General features: G+C 43.5%; 16 protein-coding genes. 8 read left to right on the forward strand and 8 right to left on the reverse strand.

What is annotated here, in order from left to right; translation table 11 throughout:
* Positions 1–116: 116 nt before the first annotated feature.
* From HC965_RS18460 to HC965_RS18470, 3 genes are all read right to left on the reverse strand, one after another.
* Positions 117–1,793: a glycoside hydrolase 43 family protein gene (locus HC965_RS18460; RefSeq protein ID WP_191032830.1), complete on the reverse strand. Its 1,677-nt coding sequence runs from the start codon at positions 1,791–1,793 to the stop codon at positions 117–119.
* A 231-nt stretch (positions 1,794–2,024) separates the two neighbouring features.
* Positions 2,025–3,266 (reverse strand): DUF4861 domain-containing protein, encoded by a 1,242-nt coding sequence (locus tag HC965_RS18465; protein ID WP_191032831.1) that lies wholly within the window; start codon positions 3,264–3,266, stop codon positions 2,025–2,027.
* A gap of 171 nt (positions 3,267–3,437) precedes the next feature.
* On the reverse strand, positions 3,438–5,054 hold the full coding sequence (locus HC965_RS18470; RefSeq protein WP_191032832.1) for a glycoside hydrolase family 28 protein: 1,617 nt from the start codon (positions 5,052–5,054) through the stop codon (positions 3,438–3,440).
* Positions 5,055–5,408: 354 nt separating this feature from the next.
* Between HC965_RS18470 and HC965_RS18475 the strand changes: the two genes are divergently transcribed.
* The 3 genes from HC965_RS18475 to HC965_RS18485 are packed head-to-tail and all read left to right on the forward strand — an operon-like array spanning position 5,409 to position 8,039.
* Positions 5,409–6,266, forward strand: a complete 858-nt coding sequence (locus HC965_RS18475) for an enoyl-ACP reductase (RefSeq protein WP_167962652.1) — start codon at positions 5,409–5,411, stop codon at positions 6,264–6,266.
* Positions 6,267–6,272: 6 nt separating this feature from the next.
* Positions 6,273–7,280 carry a gliding motility lipoprotein GldB gene (locus tag HC965_RS18480; protein WP_191032833.1) on the forward strand — a complete coding sequence of 336 codons (1,008 nt, stop codon included), beginning with the start codon at positions 6,273–6,275 and terminating at the stop codon, positions 7,278–7,280.
* Positions 7,281–7,334: 54 nt separating this feature from the next.
* The gene (locus HC965_RS18485) at positions 7,335–8,039 is read left to right on the forward strand and encodes an SAM-dependent methyltransferase (protein WP_191032834.1); all 705 of its coding nucleotides are present in this window, start codon (positions 7,335–7,337) and stop codon (positions 8,037–8,039) included.
* Here HC965_RS18485 and HC965_RS18490 read toward each other — a convergent pair.
* The 3 genes from HC965_RS18490 to HC965_RS18500 form a co-directional block, all read right to left on the reverse strand.
* Entirely contained in the window at positions 8,005–9,123 is a 1,119-nt protein-coding gene (locus tag HC965_RS18490; protein WP_191032835.1) for a hypothetical protein, read from the reverse strand. The two genes, HC965_RS18485 and HC965_RS18490, sit on opposite strands and share 35 nt — an antisense overlap.
* 62 nt (positions 9,124–9,185) lie before the next feature.
* Positions 9,186–10,034 (reverse strand): lipoyl synthase, encoded by an 849-nt coding sequence (gene lipA, locus HC965_RS18495; protein WP_191032836.1) that lies wholly within the window; start codon positions 10,032–10,034, stop codon positions 9,186–9,188.
* Entirely contained in the window at positions 10,034–12,244 is a 2,211-nt protein-coding gene (locus HC965_RS18500) for a S9 family peptidase (protein WP_191032837.1), read from the reverse strand. The genes lipA and HC965_RS18500 overlap by 1 nt, the downstream gene beginning before the upstream one ends.
* Before the next feature lie 268 nt (positions 12,245–12,512).
* Here HC965_RS18500 and HC965_RS18505 point away from each other — a divergent pair, with 268 nt between their 5' ends.
* The 5 genes from HC965_RS18505 to HC965_RS18525 all read left to right on the forward strand — a co-directional run bounded on the left by HC965_RS18505 (position 12,513) and on the right by HC965_RS18525 (position 16,954).
* On the forward strand, positions 12,513–13,460 hold the full coding sequence (locus HC965_RS18505; protein ID WP_191032838.1) for an SPFH domain-containing protein: 948 nt from the start codon (positions 12,513–12,515) through the stop codon (positions 13,458–13,460).
* A 29-nt stretch (positions 13,461–13,489) separates the two neighbouring features.
* Positions 13,490–13,711: an Arc family DNA-binding protein gene (locus HC965_RS18510; protein WP_191032839.1), complete on the forward strand. Its 222-nt coding sequence runs from the start codon at positions 13,490–13,492 to the stop codon at positions 13,709–13,711.
* 153 nt (positions 13,712–13,864) lie between these two features.
* Positions 13,865–14,167 (forward strand): hypothetical protein, encoded by a 303-nt coding sequence (locus HC965_RS18515; protein WP_022139388.1) that lies wholly within the window; start codon positions 13,865–13,867, stop codon positions 14,165–14,167.
* An 85-nt stretch (positions 14,168–14,252) separates the two neighbouring features.
* Positions 14,253–14,621 (forward strand): BlaI/MecI/CopY family transcriptional regulator, encoded by a 369-nt coding sequence (locus HC965_RS18520; RefSeq protein ID WP_191032840.1) that lies wholly within the window; start codon positions 14,253–14,255, stop codon positions 14,619–14,621.
* 23 nt (positions 14,622–14,644) lie between these two features.
* Positions 14,645–16,954: a M56 family metallopeptidase gene (locus tag HC965_RS18525; protein WP_191032841.1), complete on the forward strand. Its 2,310-nt coding sequence runs from the start codon at positions 14,645–14,647 to the stop codon at positions 16,952–16,954.
* 13 nt (positions 16,955–16,967) lie between these two features.
* On the opposite strand, the gene miaA is transcribed toward HC965_RS18525, so the two are convergent.
* Complete coding sequence (gene miaA / locus HC965_RS18530) at positions 16,968–17,867, reverse strand: tRNA (adenosine(37)-N6)-dimethylallyltransferase MiaA (protein ID WP_191032842.1); 900 nt, start codon at positions 17,865–17,867, stop codon at positions 16,968–16,970.
* A gap of 115 nt (positions 17,868–17,982) precedes the next feature.
* Positions 17,983–18,537 carry a hypothetical protein gene (locus tag HC965_RS18535; RefSeq protein ID WP_191032843.1) on the reverse strand — a complete coding sequence of 185 codons (555 nt, stop codon included), beginning with the start codon at positions 18,535–18,537 and terminating at the stop codon, positions 17,983–17,985.
* Positions 18,538–18,549 lie beyond the last annotated feature (12 nt).

Below are 18,549 nucleotides of genomic sequence, written 5' to 3' on the forward strand. Positions count from 1 at the left end.
TGCTGTTTTTATTCTCTTGTATCATTGAATGAGAATATATAAATTAGTATCGCCCTATTGATATGGTTATGTCAATAGGGCGATATTGTTTCTTTATACTATTCCATTGGAGAAAATTACTTCTTGGTAATGCGGAACCAATCCACATCCGCCCATCCGCCGTCATTAGTAACAACAGCCGGACGTGTGCAGAACATCCCGACCTTAGTACCAATCCATTGTCCTTCTCTTGCTTGGAAAGGACTGCCTAATGATTGATATTTCTTTCCGTCAAGGCTGTAACTGAAATCACACATGACAATGAGGTCATGTCCGCCTTCGCTGGCTTTGATTTTCTTGCCGTCACAACTAAAGCGAACTTTCAGATAAACTGTTTTTTGGGAAAGGTCAACGGTGGCTTTCGTTTCTTCCGGCTTCCCTTTATCTGCCCTTTTGCATTCAACTTGCGACAATACAAGTCCTTTATCTGTATTTTCTAAAATAAGTCCGGCATAATCCCTGCCCATAACGACAAGTCCGGTGCGTTCACCTTTATTCTTTTGGTTAGGGCTGAACGTTAGTTTCATCGTAGCGGTGAAATTGTCCGAAGGAGTTTTCTGTAATAAGAGGTTGGCTACATCCCACATATTCTTGTAGTCTTGTACGACAGGGTAGGAGTACAATCTCACGTAACTCTTGTCACCTGCATAGTACGCCCATTTTTCGTTGATGTTAGCGTGCCATTGCCATTGCGGAGACAGTGTGTAACCGTCGAATTCGTCGCTTTCCTGCGGGGTACAGATGGGATAAGTCTTTCCTACATTCGGCTTTTTGTAAGTCAGGACAGGTTCGCCGCAGCCGTCGCCGTCTTTATCTACGCCGATAACAGGCCAGTCGTTTACCCATTTCATGGGTTGCAGGTGCATGATACGACCGTAAGCGCCTACGTCCTGGAAGTGGAGAAACCAGTCTTCACCAGTAGGGGTATCTACCCATGCACCTTGATGAGGGCCGTTGACGGGAGAGTTGCCTTGTGCAAGCACTGTTTTCCATTCGTAAGGGCCATATACGTTTTTGGAACGTAACACCACTTGCCATCCTGTCGGTACGCCACCTGCCGGATGGAAGATATAATAATAATCGTTTCTTTTGTAGAATTTGGGGCCTTCACAAGTCTGGTGGGCTTCGTGACCGTCAAAGACAATGCGTGAAGGAGTGATGGCTTTTGTTGCTTCCGAATTCAGTTCGCAGATAGTGATGACACTTTTCAATCCGGCACGGCTTCCTGCGTATGCATGTACCAAATATACTTTTCCGTCTTCATCCCATAACGGGCAGGTGTCGATGATTCCTTTTCCTGCTTTAACCAAAACGGGTTCGCTCCACGGGCCTTTCGGGTCTTTGGCTTTCACCATGAAAGCACCCTGGTCGGGGTCACCCCAAAAGATATAGAATTCGCCGTTGTGATGGCGGATGGCAGGAGCCCAGACACGGTTGCCGTGTTCGGGACGTTCGGGAGTTTCGATAGGAGTGAGGGCATTGGGCACTGCTGCACCGATAATTGTCCAGTTCACCAAGTCTTTGGAATGTAGAATCTGCAATCCGGGAAGACAGTTGAAACTGGATGAAGTCATATAGAAATCATCGCCTACACGGCAAGCGTCAGGGTCGGAGTAATCGGCATAAAGTACCGGATTCTTGTATTTACCGTTTCCAAGGTCGGAAACCCATACTTCGGATACATAGTTGTTCTGTGCCAGTGCCGGAAAGGCGGTCAGCAGGCAGAGAACTAAAATCTGTGTCAGTCGTTTCATGATATAAGAAGATTAAATAGTTTTATATAAATGATTTATACGATTTATCTGATGTGGCAAAGGTAGAAAAAAAGACTCTGCACAGGGAGTAATAATTGTGCAGAGTCGTATAAAAATTGGTAGAAACCTCGTAAATTTTGTTTAGTTGTATTTGTATCTACCTTATTGGGTGGGATGTGGTTCTTTAATATGTGATTCTTTAGTATGTGGTTCTTTTAGAGTGTGTCTTCTTTATTTGTTAGCGTGGCTGTCCTTCACTTTTACAGTCACGGGATGAGCCAGTTCTTCTTTCCATTCGCGGAGATAGGCGAACCATGCTTCCGGTGTCTTGTATCCGAAGGTTTCCTTCATGGAAGTGAAAGTCGTGTGATACTGGAAATATTTGTTTCCCGGAGCGGTAATCGTATAAAGGAAGTTGGCTTTATCTTTCTCTTCTGATTTCACGTAACGTTGAGGAATACAAGTTCCCAAGCCTACAGTTTCTTTGGCATACTTCACTGTGTCGTTCACAGGCCAGTCTGTTCCCCAGCTCCCTACCAAGCCTTTATGGTCGGAGAAAGATTTGGAAGCACCTACGATGTCCTGCACACCTGTGCAGAAAATTTCTTTATCGAGCGGTTCGTCGAAGAATGCTTCGATACGAAGGTCGCGATGTCCCGCATAAAGCGTATAGCGTGTCATCATATCCAGTTCCGCGCCCTGATACTGCCATCCGGTCACTTCAATTTCCGCAATCACACGTACCGGGCCGTAAGAAATGATACGCTCGGTACGGGTTTCTACTGGGGTGATATGAGTCGCTTTCTGTCCGTCCCAACCTTTCAAAGCACCCGGACCGCAGCTATCGAACACGCGAAGCACGTCATCGCCGAAACCTTTGGCTAACTGTGCGTCCGTAGGATAGAACTGGGATTCTTTGATTTCCAACCCTTTGTTGAATTTGCCGTAAATGTCCGGTGTCTGTTTCTCATTGAAGTAGAGGCGGTAACCTACCAACTCCGATTCCAGGATAGGGCCGTGAGGACGTACCATGCTGTATATATTGCTCGTTCCGGGAACAGTAATCGCCTGTACACGTTGATGTTTCCCTTTCCGGGAGTCAGCAATGAACATATCGGCATATACCCGTTCAGGATAAGTCTTTGTACTTTTCTCCGAAGAAAGTGTGACTTGGAAAGTCTTTCTGCCACGAGCGGGAAGGTCGGTGACAAAGGCAAGTTCATCCATCTTCCTGTCTCTGTTCAAGTCGTCCAGTTGGGATGGAATTTCATTCCTTCCTTCCATGACAACTGCGGATTTGATTTTGAAACCTGCGTGCAGGTCATGCAGATTGATGACAACCGGAGCATCCGTTTTCGCCTGCTCCCAATTGTTGTGTACTTCTATTGTAAGGGTCTTCTCTTGTTTTTGAGCCCAGGCCGACAGACTAAAACTTCCTAAAAGGAAAGCAATTATAAAAAGATTCTTCTTCATGATTCCAAATGATTCAAAGGCTGATATTATTATACGTCGTATTTCTCTTTGCAAAAGTAGCTGAAAAAAAAGCAGACTGTCTATCTTTTGAAGATAAAATAGTCTGCTATTTGAGCTTTTTACTCTATATAATGATATTGTGGTTTTCTTTTCTAATATAGTGCAGGAGATTTATTTGAAACTGAGGAATTCTCCTTTCGCACTGATTTCTTCGTATGTCTTTCCGTCTACGGTCAGGTTCTTGGCGTTCTTGACGTTCAGGATATTGTTGCCTTTGGACGATTCTACATAAACATTCTCCAAAGTTACACCGTCCACCTGGCTGATGACAACACCATCCGTAGCTTCCGTCATCACGACATTTTTGACTGTGATATTGCTGATTGGCATTTCCGGCAGGCCGTTGAAGAACATGGCACGTCCCGAACCTCTGCACACAATATTCGAAATATGAATGTCGCGGAATGCAGGTGTTTCTTCCGTCACCGGCGGGATGGCTGTTTTCATGCGGTTCAACAAATCTTCTTCCGGTTCTTCTCCGGCACCTTTGCCGCCATAGAACAGGTCGAACAATAACGGTTCGTTCGGAATGTTAATCATGTTGATGTTGTTGATGTAGATGTTTTCCACTACACCACCACGTCCGCGGGTACTCTTGAAACGCAAGCCTACGTCAGTGCCCAGGAATGTACAATCTTCTACATAGATATTCTTCACACCGCCGGACATCTCACTACCTACAACGAATCCGCCGTGTCCGTGCAATACGGTATTATTCTTTACAATCACATTCTGACAAGGTTCTCTGCGACGGCGACCATCTTCGTCCTTACCGGATTTGATGCAGATAGCATCGTCTCCCGCATCAAACACACTATTGATAATCAGTGCGTTCTTACAAGATTCCAGGTCAAGAGCATCTCCGTTTTGAGAATACCAGGGATTGATTACCATGATATTGTTTACTGTGAAGTCTTCGCAGGACAGCGGGTGAAGACACCAGCTCGGTGAATTTTTGAAGGTAACACCTTCCAACAATATCTTCTTGCTCTTGATGAAACTCAACAATACAGGACGCAGCCACGGACGGATTTCATTCCATTCTTCATCCGTGTTGATACCTTCGGGCACGTTGAAGTCCTTGCAAGCCATAGCACCTTTCAGTGAGCCGGCAGTGGGATACCATATTTCTTGTTTCTCATCAAGGACACCGCCTGAATTGACCAGTTTTTTCCATTGAGAAGCAGTCAGTTTGCCTTTTTTTACCGGACGCCAGCAGTCGCCGTTTCCGTCGAATGTGCCGTATCCTGTGATAGCAATATTCTCCGCGTCGCGTGCCGAAAGCGGTGATTGGCAACGGCGGGTTTCCAAACCTTCAAAAGAAGTGGCGATGATAGGATATGCTTCGAAATCTCCGGTAAAGAGTACCAGTGAATTTTGTTCCGTATAAAGATTTACATTACTCAGCAGTTCGATAGGGCCGGTCAACCAGATGCCTTCCGGGATAACCACTTTGCCACCGCCGCGCTGGTTCACGTCTTTGATGGCATCGTTGATAGCTTTCGTGTTTAGGAACAGTCCGTCCCCTTTAGCTCCGAAATCTACAATGTTCACCTCATAAGCAGGGAAAGCCGGTTGTTGCACTTTCGGCATTTCGAAAGGTAAGTTCTGATAAATGGCGTCGTCTATGCTGCTTTCGCTAACTGTCTTCTCGCCGGATTTGCATCCTGCGACGAACGGCAGACAACATATGGCCATCCAGAGAAGTCTTTTTGTCAATGTGTTCATTTAGTAATCTTATTTTCTATAGGGTTATACATCTATTGTTTTCATTGGTATTTCATTGGATATTAATGAGGGTGTTTTTCATAATTCTTATGTCCTTCCGCAGGCTATCTGTCGCAGGCGGCCTGCAGGAGAGGAATAAGACGAATTCATGTTAACCTAATTCTAACCTTAAATAAATATTATGAAAAAACCTCTTAATTATCGAATGCAAAGATAGGAGCGAAACCCCAAGAGGATGTGGACTAATTGATAGATTACGTGTATTTTTTGTCATTTCTGTCTATTATTTGCACACATCTCGTGATTTTATGCAGAAAGTTCCTATCTTTGCACAAAATTTAACTATTAAAAGATATGAGTTACAACTTGTTGAAAGGAAAAAGAGGTATTATTTTCGGTGCGTTGAATGACCAGTCCATTGCGTGGAAGGTAGCTGAACGTGCTGTAGAAGAAGGTGCTACTATTACATTATCAAATACTCCGATGGCTATCCGTATGGGTGAAGTCGATGCTTTGGCCGAAAAACTGAACTGCCAGATTGTTCCGGCAGACGCTACCAGCGTAGAGGACTTGATGAATGTATTCAAAACCTCAATGGATATACTGGGTGGACAAATTGACTTTGTGCTCCATTCTATCGGTATGTCTCCCAACGTGCGCAAGAAACGTACTTACGATGACCTTGACTATGGAATGTTGGATAAGACATTGGATATTTCGGCTGTTTCATTCCACAAAATGATCCAGTCTGCCAAGAAACTGAATGCTATTGCCGATTACGGTTCAATCGTTGCATTGAGCTATGTAGCTGCACAGCGTACTTTCTACGGCTACAACGATATGGCGGATGCGAAGGCATTGCTGGAATCTATTGCACGTAGCTTCGGTTATATCTACGGACGCGAACGTAGCGTACGTGTGAACACTATTTCACAATCACCTACATTTACAACAGCCGGTTCGGGTGTGAAGGGTATGGACAAACTGTTCGACTTCTCCAACCGCATGTCTCCGCTTGGAAACGCGACTGCTGACGAATGTGCCGATTATTGCATCGTGATGTTCTCCGACCTTACCCGCAAGGTGACTATGCAGAACCTCTTCCACGACGGCGGATTCTCCAGCGTAGGTATGAGTCTTCGTGCCATGGCTACTTACGAGAAAGGACTCGATGAGTACATGGACGAAAATGGTAACATCATTTACGGTTAATACATTATGAAACTACGGATTTCTCTTCTTATAATAGTAATAAGTATGCTTTTCGCCTCCTGTGGGTTAAGCACAGGAAACAGTACGGAGCAGAAGGAAGAGGAGATTTCTGTTCTAAGATACGATAAGCTGTTGGGCGAATATGTTCGCTCCAACAGCTTTTCTGCTATGCAGAAGTTGACGATGGATTATCGTATGCCGACAAAGATTCTGATTGAAGATGTGCTGGCCATCGGTACGGTGAAGGATGATACCATCGCGCAGCGGCTGCAAAAATTCTATTCGGATACGACACTGGTTCGTCTGGTGGGGGATGTGGAAGCTAAATTCCCCAATTTGGATGAAGTGGAAAAGGGACTGACCAAGGGATTCAAGAAACTGAAGAAGGAGGTTCCCGATACGAAAGTGCCGTTTATCTATTCGCAGGTGTCTGCATTCAATGAGTCTATTATCCTGGTCGATTCCTTGCTCGGTATCAGCCTTGATAAATATATGGGAGAGGATTATCCTCTTTACAAGCGTTTTTATTACGATTACCAATGCCGCTCGATGCGTCCTGAACGGATTGTGCCGGATTGTTTCGCTTTTTATCTTTTGAGCCGTTATGGTATGAATTACCACGAAGGTACTTGCCTTGTCGACCTGATGATGCACTCCGGCAAAATCAATTATGTGGTGCAGAACTTATTAGGATATAATAATATAGGTGAAGCGATGGGATATTCGAAGGAAGAGAATGCCTGGTGCAAGGAAAATGAACAGGCGATTTGGGATTATATCTGTTCCAATGACCATTTGAACGCACGCGACCCGATGGTGTTCCGTTATTATATGAAACCTGCTCCGGCTGTTGAAATGCTAGGTGGACAGGCTCCTGCATTGATAGGTACATGGGTAGGCGCGAGAATCGTCGCTTCATATATGAAAAAGCATAAAGATATGAAGCTGAAAGACCTTTTGGAATTTACCGACTACCATGAGATGTTGAGTGAATCCAATTATATGGCTTCCTGAATCATTTCTCTTTCTTATTTCTCAATTTTTAATTCTCAATTCTCAATTTAAAAAGTGGAAACTGCCCTTTATTTGTTGCCCGTAACTTTAGGTGATACGCCTATTGAAAAGGTATTGCCTTCTTATAATAAGGAGATTATCTCCGGTATCCGTTATTTTATTGTCGAAGATGTTCGTTCAGCCCGTCGCTTTCTGAAGAAGGTGGACAGGGAGATTGATATTGACGCATTGACGTTTTATCCGTTGAACAAGCATACTTCGCCCGAAGATATTTCCGGTTATCTGAAACCTTTGATGAATGGTTCCTCTATGGGAGTTATATCCGAAGCGGGTTGTCCGGCTGTTGCCGATCCGGGTGCGGATGTGGTGGCTATTGCGCAACGAAAAAAGCTGAAGGTGGTTCCGTTGGTCGGCCCTTCTTCTATTATTCTGTCCGTGATGGGCTCGGGTTTTAATGGTCAGAGTTTCGCGTTTCACGGTTATCTGCCGATTGAACCGGGAGAACGTGGCAAGAAGTTAAAGGCGCTGGATCAGCGTGTATATGCCGAGAATCAGACGCAACTCTTTATCGAGACGCCTTACCGGAATCATAAAATGGTGGAAGATATTCTACTGAACTGTCGTCCGCAGACAAAGCTATGTATTGCCGCCAATATCACTTGCGAAGGAGAATATATACAGACGCGCACGGTGAAAGACTGGAAAGGACAAGTGCCCGATTTGTCTAAGATTCCTTGTATTTTTCTCTTATACAAATAACATTTTTCAGATGTTCGTATTCGTCTTCAAAGCAACTGCTGAAGAAGCCTTTATCTAAGTTTTCCTCTATCTGCTTGAAACTCCACAATTTACTGTTCTTAAAACGGGGCGTACAGAGGACGGAATCATCGTCCAAGTCGACAATGAACAGATAGATAAGGCGGTTTGTCACTTCATTTTCGAAGTGATAGGCGATGTTGAACTCCGGTTTTATATCTTCGACATGGGGGAGCGCGTTGTTCATCAGGCGGGTAGCGCCTGCTGTCAGGGATTCTCCGTAGCGAAGATAACATTCCATTGGAATATCCACCTTATTCTTGTCCAGAATAGCTGTTGACGGCCTGTCGCAAAGGAATAACATTCCGTGTGTAGACACGGCAATTCTTATCACCGGATTGATATAGGCATTTTTGTAATTGATTGCTTCAATGGCAGGTGTTTTTCCAATCACATCTCCTTTGGTATTGACGATAGGCACGTACTCTGTGTGAGACATCAGGTGATTAAAGAAACGGATAGCAATCTGATTGAACAGTATGCTTAATATAAAGATAGTAGGGGGCAGTATCTTATAGAGAATAAGCCCGCTTATCTGTCCTATCGGGTCTTGGAAAACAACAACGATGCTGATAATGATAAAATGCAGTACACCGAAGATTAAAGCGATGCGTGCCGATACGATGGCGGCTTCCGCTCCTTGTGCATACAGGCGTTTGTTACAGGAACCGATTTGTTTCAGGAAGTGGTTGATGAACCTTTTCTTATGCATGTAAAGTATCAGCATGGGAATGAGGATACTGACTTCCAATGTAATGGGAAGTGCGCCAGCCGGAACATAATCACCGGGAATAAGTGCGGCTAAGGATAATAGTGCCAGCATCCCGGTCGCAATGTATAAGATAAAGTTAGGAATTAGTATCCCCTTTCGTTGGTGGGAAAGATATATACCTACGATACCTATACCTGTACCGATATAAATGGCCGTGTCTTGCGTTATAAGTTCACACAATAAAATGGAAATAATAACGGGGATAAATCCCAGCGACATGTTGAATGCGGAAGAAAGTGTTCCTTTATGATTCATCTCTACTTTATGTTTATTTGTCGGTTCTATTGATAAAACAAATAGTGTCTGTGTTTTGTTTGCTAACGAATATGTTTCTCTGCATGGTAGGATGAACGAACAAGGGGAGCACTCTCTACGATGTTAAATCCTTTTTCTAAACCGGTGGTCTTGTATTTTGCGAATTGTTGTGGAGTCACGTATTCCGCAACGGGATAATGACGGTGACTGGGTTGCAGGTATTGTCCTATAGTAAGAATTTGGCAGCCGACTGCTAATAAATCGTCCATCAACATTTCTACTTCTTCGGGAGTTTCTCCCAGCCCGACCATGATGCCGCTTTTGGATTTGACTCCTTTGGCGGAGATGCGTCCGATAACTTGCAGGCTTGTATCATAGTTGGCTGCGCTGCGTACTAGCGGGCTGATGCGGCGGACGGTTTCCATATTATGCGAAATGATGTCCGGACAGGCTTCTATCACGAGGTCTACCAGTTCCATTCTGCCCTGAAAATCGGGTATCAGTACTTCGATGGTAGTTTGGGGATTCAGCCGTTTGATTTCACGGATGGTACGTGCCCAATGTTCCGCACCCAAATCGGGAAGGTCGTCACGGTCTACGGAAGTGATGACGGCATGGTCTAGCTTCATCAATGCGATGGATTCTGCCACATGGGTAGGTTCATTGATGTCCAGTGGATGCGGGCGTCCGGTCTGCGTGTTGCAGAACTTGCAACTGCGGGTGCAGATGTCACCGCCAATCATAAAGGTGGCAGTGCCTTTTCCCCAACATTCCCCCATATTAGGGCAACGCCCACTGCTGCATATGGTATGCAGGCAATGGGAGTCGACAATCCGTTTGGTTTCGGTGTATCGTTCGTTGGCACCAATATTTATTTTCAGCCATTCAGGCTTACGTACTCTATCCGCCATTATAAATTATTCAAGAAGAAGTTGGTCAACCGTGTGTACAGGTGTTGGCGGGTGTTGCCACCGTATATTCCATGATTGCGGTTGGTATATACTTGCATATCGAATTGTTTTCCGAGTTGAACCAGATGTTCGGCGTACTCGGTACAGTTCTGGAAGTGTACATTATCATCTGCCATACCGTGTACGAGCAACAAGTTACCATGAAGCTTGTCGGCACGGGTGAAAGCAGAGGATGCCTTGTAGCCTTCCGCGTTTTCTTTTGGAGTACGCATGAAGCGTTCGGTATAGACCGTATCATAGAAACGCCAGTCGGTCGGTGCGGCAACGGCTACTCCTGCTTTGAATACGGGAGTTCCTTCACTCATACTCATCAGAGTCATATATCCACCGTAGCTCCATCCCCAAATACCGATGCGGTCTTTGTCTACATAAGGTTGTTTGCCGAGGTAAAGAGCGGTTTCTACCTGGTCTTTGGCTTCTTTTACACCGATTTTCAGATACGTGCATTTTTCAAAGGCTTCTCCACGACCGCCTGTTCCGCGACCGTCTACGCATACAACGATGAATCCGCGGCTTGCCATATAGGTTTCCCAACTAATGCCCCAGTTGTCCAATACCTGTTGAGAGCCCGGACCGCTGTATTGATACATCAGCACCGGATATTTTTTCGATGCGGAGAAATCTACGGGTTTCATCATCCATCCGTTCAAGGTGACACCGTCCGTAGTCTGGAAAGTGAAGAATTCTTTCTGCGGCACTGCGTATCCTGATAAAGTCTCTTTCAGCTTGTCATTTGTAATCAATGTCTTGAGCGTTTTGCCTGAGTTATCGTTCAATGTTACCACCATCGGATTATTCAGGTTGGTGAACTTGTTCATATAATACTTCATTGATTTGCTGAAAAGCGGGGTGTTCGTTCCAACTTGCTGGGACAGTTTTATCTTTTTGCCTTTTTTGTCTGTCTTGTAGACAGCTTTGCGAAGCGGACTTTCTTCATTGCTGGTGTAGTAGAAAGAACCGTCTTCCTCGTCATATCCCAAGAAGTCTTTTACTTCGAACTTTCCGTTCGTCACCTTTTTTATAAGATTCCCCCCCATGCTATACCAGTACAGATGGCTGTAACCATCGCGCTCACTGAGCAGGCTGAAGTATTCAGGGTAGAATTCGATGTTGTCGAAGGTATTCTCTTTAATATAATAAGGAGATTCGTCACGCAATACGAGTTTGCAAAGCGTGGAACGAGGGTCGGCAAAGTAAAGGTCGAAACGGTCTTGATGACGGTTCAGCGTCATGATTGCCAGTTTGTTGGCATCTTTGGTAAAGCGGATGCGGGGGATATATCCGTCTGCATCCAGCGGCAGTTTCATGGTGCGGGTGACGTGTGATTTAATATCATACGTGCGTACTTCTACTTTAGAGTTCGGATAGCCGGCCTTCGGATACTTATACGTATATTCTCCCGGATAATCCTTGAGAGCATCTATGCGGGGAGCTTCTCCGGCAAATACCGGGAAAGAGTAGGAGGGGACTGCCGATTCATCGAAACGGATAAAGGCAATCTGCGTATTGTCAGCGCTGAATTCCAAAGCACGGTTGAAGCTGAATTCTTCTTCGTACACCCAGTCGGGGATACCGTTGATGATAGAGTTTGGTTTGCCGTCTTCAGTCACTTGGCTTTCACTGTTGCCATAGAGCAGCTTGACAAGGAAGATGTTATTGTCACGGACAAAAGCAATCATCGTGCCGTCCGGTGAAAAGACGGGGACCTGTTGAGGTCCGCCGTCAGACAGCCGTTCAATAATGTTGTTTGTCGTAACGCCCTTATCATTTCGTTTCAAAGGGTAGATATAATGTACAGCTGTATATGAATGCCGGTAAATCGGATTTGTCTTGGTAGCAATCAGCAATTTTTGCCCGTCGGGTGAGAATTGGTAGCTGTCGAAGTTCTTGAAGTCGCATTCACGCGCTTGAGCTACATCGAAAATCACTTCTACTTTTTCTCCTGTACGGAACGAGTATTTGATGATTTGCGTGCCGTCACTGTTCATCTGAGTATAGTGTTCACCATCGGGCATGGGGATTACTCCCTGAATGTTTTCCGGGCGGAAGCGTCCGGATGTGATGTCTTTTAAATCGAGTGCCTTTTGACCCTGTGCCATTCCGGTCAGGCAGATAAAGCAGAAGAGTAGGACTAAACTAACTTTTCTCATTTTATGAATTGTTTTATATTTTACTATTTATGGGTTTAAGCTCATATTGTGCAAAAATAGTAATAAACTTAAATACCTCAAAGTGCAAACTCTTTTTAAGCTTCGGTTGGCGCCTTATTTCCGTAACTTTTATATTTGTTTAGTACCAGCATACGGCCGTTTTTAGTTAAAAATATAATATGAGCGCGAAAAACGTTCTTCTTTCTTGCATATTTGAATAAAATAACGATATATTTGTGATATCAAAATAATATCAAAATAGAATGCTATGAATACAAAAGAAATTAAGTACGATGACGTAGTAGTCGATGGCTTTTTAGCCTTATTTTTAAATGTGGCAGTGTTGCCATGTCTGGCAGTGATGAGTTTTGTGCTTTTCAAAGGAAGCGGTATTTTGTTTGTTTTGCTACTGCTCTTTATCGCGTTGGCTATTCTTATGATTCCGGGTTACTTTTCACAAGAACCGAATGAAGCTCGCGTGATGGTATTCTTCGGAAAATATAAAGGAACATTCACCAAGACGGGGTTCTTTTGGGTAAATCCTTTTATGAATAAGAAGAAATTGTCTTTGCGTGCCCGTAATCTGGATGTGAAGCCTATTAAGGTAAATGATAAAATAGGTAATCCTATTTTGATAGGCTTGGTGCTTGTTTGGAAGCTGAAAGATACCTATAAGGCTATGTTTGAAATTGATGCGCAAACGATGGCGGACAATAAAGGCACTGGACAGATGAGTGTGACTGTTGCGGGAAGGATGAACGCTTTTGAAGACTTTGTGCGTGTGCAAAGTGATGCGGCGCTTCGCCAGGTAGCCGGTCTGTATGCTTATGATGATAATGAGACGGATGCGGACGAATTGACTTTGCGTAGTGGTGGTGATGAAATCAACGAGCAGTTGGAACAGAAATTGAACGAACGCTTGGCCATGGCCGGAATGGAAATAGTGGAAGCCCGTATTAATTATTTGGCTTATGCGCCGGAAATTGCGGCAGTAATGTTGCGTCGGCAGCAGGCATCGGCTATTATTACAGCTCGTGAAAAGATTGTGGAAGGTGCTGTGTCGATGGTGCGTATGGCATTGCATAAACTTTCTGAAGAAGAGATTGTTGAACTTGATGAAGAAAAGAAAGCAGCCATGGTTAGTAATTTGCTTGTGGTGCTTTGTGCGGATGAGTCTGCACAGCCGGTAATTAATGCCGGCACGCTGAATCATTGATAAAAATAAAATAAGAAGGTAGTAAAGAAGTGGCTAAAAAGGAATCTTCAATAAAGAATTTTGTTCTGCGAGTGGATGCTGAAACAATGGATGCCATAGAAAAATGGGCGGCTGATGAGTTTCGTAGTGCAAACGGGCAGCTTCAGTGGATTATTGCCGAAGCCTTGAAGAAAAGTGGGCGGTTGAAAAAGAAATCTTCTAAAACGGGGCACGGGCCAGTGAAATCTGACGAAGGAGAAGTGGATGATTAACTATTCTTCTCCTTCTTCACTGTTTTCTCTTCATTTTCTCCTATATTCATTGGGATAATTTAATAGGTGGTGATACTATTTTTGTATGGTTTTGATAAGGATTATTGGATGGGATTCAATATCTTTGTGAAAAGGACTTTAAATATTACCACTATGAATTCAAAAAGGAAAGACTTGCAGTATGCTTCTGTCTTCTTGTTGGCGGTGGCGTTGACCTTCCTGCTAGGGAAGGGGGATAATCTGTGGCTGGTGTCGTGGGGCGACTTGATACCGGGTTTGTTTGTACTGTTCATAGCAGGCGATTGCCTGTATAGTTCCCTGCTGCGTATTAAGCGCGGCGAAGAAGAAGGTGGCGCACGCTGGAGCACCTGCTTCACTTTTCTAGTGTTCAGCATTGTTTTTATGGGTGATTTATTCTTTATCGGCAACTTTATTGTCGATAAGCTGTGGGGATAAACTAGATGCTTTAGTTTACTTTAACTAGGAAAATTAGTTTATGAACTAAAACTTTTCGTTATTTGCAGTAAACAATGTTGCAAGTATGAAAGGATTAACAGCAAAAGAGGAAGAAATCATGGGCTTTTTTTGGGAAAAAGGCCCCTTGTTCGTGAAAGAAATGTTGGCTTTCTATGAAGAGCCGAAACCACATTTCAATACCTTATCTACTATCGTGCGTGGGTTGGAAGACAAAGGCTTTCTGGCTCACAATACGTTTGGTAATACCTATCAATATTATCCTGTGGTCAGTGAAGAAGATTTTCGTAAAGGAACGCTTCGGAATGTGATTAGCAAGTATTTTAATAATTCTTATTTGAGTGCTGTTTCTTCTTTGGTCAAAGAGGAAGATATTTCTTTGGATGAACTGAAGCAGCTCATCGACGAAGTGGAACAGTCAGATAAGAAAGACTAATCTGTTAAACGAAAATCTATACTATGGGAGCTTTCTTCATTTATATATTGAAATCATCTGTTTGCCTTGTCTTATTTTACCTATTTTTCCGGTTATTATTGAGCAAGGAGACTTTTCACCGTTTCAACCGGATTGCTTTACTGGGAGTGTTGTTCTTCTCGTTGCTCATTCCATGCATTGAGATGACTACCCGTCATCAGGTTGAAGTGCAGCAGGCTGTACTTTCTATCGAGCAGTTGTTGATGATGGCGGAACTGAACGCAACGACTCCGGAAGTGGGAACTGTAGTGCAGGAAGCGCCTTCTGTTTCCTGGATACAAATCGTTTTGTTGGTTTATTTGGCAGGCATTGTATTTCTTGCTTGTCGCAATATCTATTCTCTGATTTGTCTTTTCAGACTGATACATTCGGGTAAACATGAGAAGTTTGAGAAAGGAGTCACGCTTGTGGTGCATAATCGGGAGATTGCTCCATTTAGTTGGATGAAGTATGTCGTTATCAGTCAGAAAGACTTGGAAGAGAACGGCCGGGAGATTCTTATCCATGAAATGGCGCATATCCGTCACCGTCATTCTATTGATTTATTGGTAGCGGATATTTGTATCTTCTTTCAATGGTTCAATCCCGGCGCATGGTTGCTGAAACAGGAATTGCAGAATATCCATGAGTACGAAGCAGACGAGACTGTTATCCATGAGGGAGTAAACGCGAAAGAATATCAACTATTATTAATAAAAAAAGCCGTTGGCACAAGGCTCTACTCTATGGCCAACAGCTTTAATCACAGTAAACTTAAAAAACGTATCACTATGATGTTAAAAGAAAAATCGAATCCGTGGGCGCGTTTGAAGTACCTGTATGTACTTCCGCTGGCAGCTATTGCAGTAACTGCATTCGCCCGTCCCGAAATCTCTGAAAAAGTTGAAGAGATTTCAGCAGTCAAAGTTAATGATTTAGCGGAAATTGTGCAAGAAAAGGTGCTGCAAGATACAGTGAGAGTATCAAAAGTCGTGAAGAAGGATGATTCAAAGGTGACTGAAACGAAAAAGAAAGCGGAAGATGAACTTGTTATTTTTGAGGTAGTGGAGCAGATGCCTGAATACCCTGGTGGTATGAAAGCATTGAGTAAGTATTTGGAAGGTAAGGTAGCTGACTCTCCTATGAAAGGCAAAGCAGGCGGGTTGGTGACGATTGGCTTTACAGTTACTGAAACCGGAAAGGTGATAGATGTGCAAGTTCTTGAATCTGACCAGCCATCGCTGAATGAGGAAGCCGAAAGGATCGTTCGTGAAATGCCGAATTGGATCCCGGGAAAGCAGCGTGGCAAGCCTGTTCCTGTGAAATATTCTGTTCCTGTAAGATTCGGGAATATCAGATTTGGATTGGATAAGCAGCCGCTGGTTTTTGCTGATGGTAGAGAAATCAGTATGAATGCTATGGAAAGGATGGATCCATCGGAGATAGAGAGTGTGTCTGTACTAAAAGATAGTGCTGCTATAAAGATATATGGTAAGCGTAGCATAAATGGAGTGATACTCATAACCACGAAAAAGCCTGGTACGACAGGGGTATTTGGTTATTCTAAAGTGGATAATCAAGAAAACCTAGTGCCCGATTTTCAAGTTAGTGGAACTGTCGTTGATGAACAGGGACGTCCGAAAGCAGGCGTAAGTGTGCTTGTGCCTAATACAACTTATGGCTCAATTACGGATACAAATGGTCATTTTAGTTTGAAAGCGGTGAAAGGGGGGAATCTCCTGTTTTCATTTATCGGATATAAATCCATGAAAGTTCCCGTAAGTGCTACGATGTCAGTGCGGATGGAGCAGGAAGTAGTGAAACTCTTGCCGGAAACAACAAGTCGGCTAATGAGGATTAAAAGTACAGGATCTAATGGTCTTGTCAATGGTATCAGTGTTCATGGAATAAAAAATGGCGAAGAGCCTTTGATTATTATTGATGGGAAGGAAGCTATGGAAAAGGATGCTTTATCCAAACTTGCTCCCGATCATATCAAAAGCTTCTCTATACTGAAAGATAAATCGGCTACGGCTGTTTATGGGGAAAAAGGAAAGGATGGAGTAATTATAATAGAAATGCTGACAGATGAAGAATTTCAGGCTAAGAAGAAAAATCCAAAACGTACCTATGCTAATGCATGGCAATTAGCTGAAAATGCAGCGAAAGATATGTTGGGAGAAGTTATATATATCTTGGATGGAAAAGAAGTACATGCGGGCATATTGGAAAATATGTCAGCTGAGGTCATTAAAACCGCTTCTGCGGAAAATGTTGATGGCAAGGTTGTTATTCGTTTGGTGAGTAAAAAGTAAGATAGTCAAAGGCTTACGATAAAGATTGGCGGAGATACTCAAGTATCTCCGTTTCTTGTTCCGGGTGGAACCAGCGTATTTCTTCATCACGCTTAAACCAGGTCATCTGTTTGCGTGAATAAATACGGGAGTTTTGCTTGATTTTTTCTATGGCAAACGGTAGTTCCCATTCTCCATCCAAGTATTTGAATATTTCTTTGTATCCTACCGTATTAAGAGAGTTAAGGTGACGATAGGGAAGTACGGAACGTACTTCTTCCAACAAACCTTCTTCCATCATCATATCCACACGTCGGTTGATGCGGTCGTAAAGTTCTTCCCGGTCACGGGTTAATCCTATTTTGATAATACGGAAAGGGCGCTCTTTCTTTTGTTGCGTACGGAAAGAAGTGTACGTGCGTCCCGTCATATAGCAAATTTCCAGTGCATGAATCACTCGCTTGGGATTCTTTAAATCTACAATACGATAATACTCCGGGTCTAATAAGCGGAGTTCCGCACAGAGTTGTTCGAGTCCTTCTTCCTCATATTTCTGCAACATGAGTTGGCGGGTTTCCGCATCAACGGTAGGAATATCGTCAATACCTTTACAGATAGCATCGACATACATCATCGAGCCGCCGGTAAGAACCACGACCTCATGTTGAATAAATAACTTTTCAAGGATTTCCAGTGCTTCCGCTTCATATTGGGCTGCACTGTAATAATCTGTAAGATGGAGCGTACCGACCAAGTAATGGGGGACACGTGCCAGTTGTTCGGGAGTAGGCGCTGCCGTACCTATTTTTAATTCGGCATAAAGTTGTCTCGAATCAGCAGATATAATGCTTGTCTGGAAATTCTCTGCTATCCGTAGACTCAATTCGGTTTTCCCTACGCCGGTAGGACCTATAAGAACAATGAGAGTAGGCATGGATTTTAAGTATTAAGTATCAGGCATTAAGTATTAAAATGTGAGCTAAAAAATAGTAGGTATTAACTGCCTGGCATTGCATAGCAATTAATACCTAATACTTGATACTTAATATTTAAAATTTCTCCTCTTCGAATGAGCCACCTGCATCGCCACCAATATCGAATCCTTCCTGATCGAAGTCTTCCATATCGAAATCCTGGTCGCCATAGAAGTTTTCGTCCAAGTCGAGAGAACCACCGGCAGCAGCCATTTCTTCAAAATCGACTGTCTGTTTCGGGGCATCCCCTGATTTCTTGGTACATTTAGCACCGGTCATTTCTTTTCCGGTAATGATTTCAGATAACTCGATGAAGAAACAACGTTCTGTCATGTAATCGAATACATACAGTAACTTCTGTTTTTCATCTTCTACCAGTTCACTGATAGTAGTTTCTTTCATCACCCAGCTATCCATTTCCGGGTTGTCGTCCATTTCTTCCAAAGTCACTTCTTTTTCTTTTTCCCAATCGTCGTCGCAGATAAAGAAAGAAGTCATTTGGTCGTTTGCGTACCCAACTGATTTTACGATTGCCTCATGGAAGTCTAAAAAAGTAGCTTCCGGATCAATTTGTATTTCTCTGACAAAATCGTCAACTTCATCAGATATGATAGTAAATCTGTATATCATAATATGACTATT

Origin of the sequence: Bacteroides sp. GM023, assembly GCF_014750685.1 — a bacterium.
GTDB lineage: Bacteria > Bacteroidota > Bacteroidia > Bacteroidales > Bacteroidaceae > Bacteroides.

What these genes read in the sequence shown, in the direction of transcription:
- HC965_RS18505 (WP_191032838.1), top strand. Translation starts at nt 12,513, where the DNA reads ATGAATACAAAAGAAATTAAGTACGATGACGTAGTAGTCGATGGCTTT.
- HC965_RS18460 (WP_191032830.1), bottom strand. Translation starts at nt 1,793, where the DNA reads ATGAAACGACTGACACAGATTTTAGTTCTCTGCCTGCTGACCGCCTTT.
- HC965_RS18490 (WP_191032835.1), bottom strand. Translation starts at nt 9,123, where the DNA reads ATGAATCATAAAGGAACACTTTCTTCCGCATTCAACATGTCGCTGGGA.
- HC965_RS18470 (WP_191032832.1), bottom strand. Translation starts at nt 5,054, where the DNA reads ATGAACACATTGACAAAAAGACTTCTCTGGATGGCCATATGTTGTCTG.
- HC965_RS18480 (WP_191032833.1), top strand. Translation starts at nt 6,273, where the DNA reads ATGAAACTACGGATTTCTCTTCTTATAATAGTAATAAGTATGCTTTTC.
- HC965_RS18475 (WP_167962652.1), top strand. Translation starts at nt 5,409, where the DNA reads ATGAGTTACAACTTGTTGAAAGGAAAAAGAGGTATTATTTTCGGTGCG.
- lipA (WP_191032836.1), bottom strand. Translation starts at nt 10,034, where the DNA reads ATGGCGGATAGAGTACGTAAGCCTGAATGGCTGAAAATAAATATTGGT.
- HC965_RS18520 (WP_191032840.1), top strand. Translation starts at nt 14,253, where the DNA reads ATGAAAGGATTAACAGCAAAAGAGGAAGAAATCATGGGCTTTTTTTGG.
- HC965_RS18500 (WP_191032837.1), bottom strand. Translation starts at nt 12,244, where the DNA reads ATGAGAAAAGTTAGTTTAGTCCTACTCTTCTGCTTTATCTGCCTGACC.
- HC965_RS18535 (WP_191032843.1), bottom strand. Translation starts at nt 18,537, where the DNA reads ATGATATACAGATTTACTATCATATCTGATGAAGTTGACGATTTTGTC.
- miaA (WP_191032842.1), bottom strand. Translation starts at nt 17,867, where the DNA reads ATGCCTACTCTCATTGTTCTTATAGGTCCTACCGGCGTAGGGAAAACC.
- HC965_RS18515 (WP_022139388.1), top strand. Translation starts at nt 13,865, where the DNA reads ATGAATTCAAAAAGGAAAGACTTGCAGTATGCTTCTGTCTTCTTGTTG.
- HC965_RS18465 (WP_191032831.1), bottom strand. Translation starts at nt 3,266, where the DNA reads ATGAAGAAGAATCTTTTTATAATTGCTTTCCTTTTAGGAAGTTTTAGT.
- HC965_RS18525 (WP_191032841.1), top strand. Translation starts at nt 14,645, where the DNA reads ATGGGAGCTTTCTTCATTTATATATTGAAATCATCTGTTTGCCTTGTC.